Origin of the sequence: Mesorhizobium sp. M2E.F.Ca.ET.219.01.1.1 (assembly GCF_004016445.2) — a bacterium.
Classification (GTDB): Bacteria; Pseudomonadota; Alphaproteobacteria; order Rhizobiales; family Rhizobiaceae; genus Mesorhizobium.
Map to the genome: position 1 here is coordinate 1 of NZ_SADT02000272.1, position 287 is coordinate 287.

Genomic DNA, 287 nt, shown 5'->3' on the forward strand with positions numbered 1-287 from the left:
GATCAACAGCACCCGGCGGCCGGCGATCTCGATCTCCGCCTCGGTCGGCACGCGGAAGGCGGCGCGCACATTGTCCTCGCGGTCCTGCCGCTCCAGCCCGACCTGCTGGCGGGTGAGCTTCACGCGCCTCACAGCCGAAGGCGAGAAAGGCAGGCCGCTGAGGTGCGATACCGCCCTGGCCAGCTCGGCCGACTGGTTGAACTGCCGCCTGAAGAAGCGCCGCCAGTGCAACGGCACCGGCACGACGAGATCGGCCTCCGCGATCAGCTCGGCTCCGGCGCGCAGCA

The 287-nt window shown here is 70.7% G+C and carries 1 pseudogene; it reads right to left on the reverse strand.

Annotation, left to right across the window (positions count from 1 at the left end):
* A pseudogene (locus tag EN862_RS35805) lies at positions 1 to 287 on the reverse strand (ComF family protein); the annotation flags it as partial.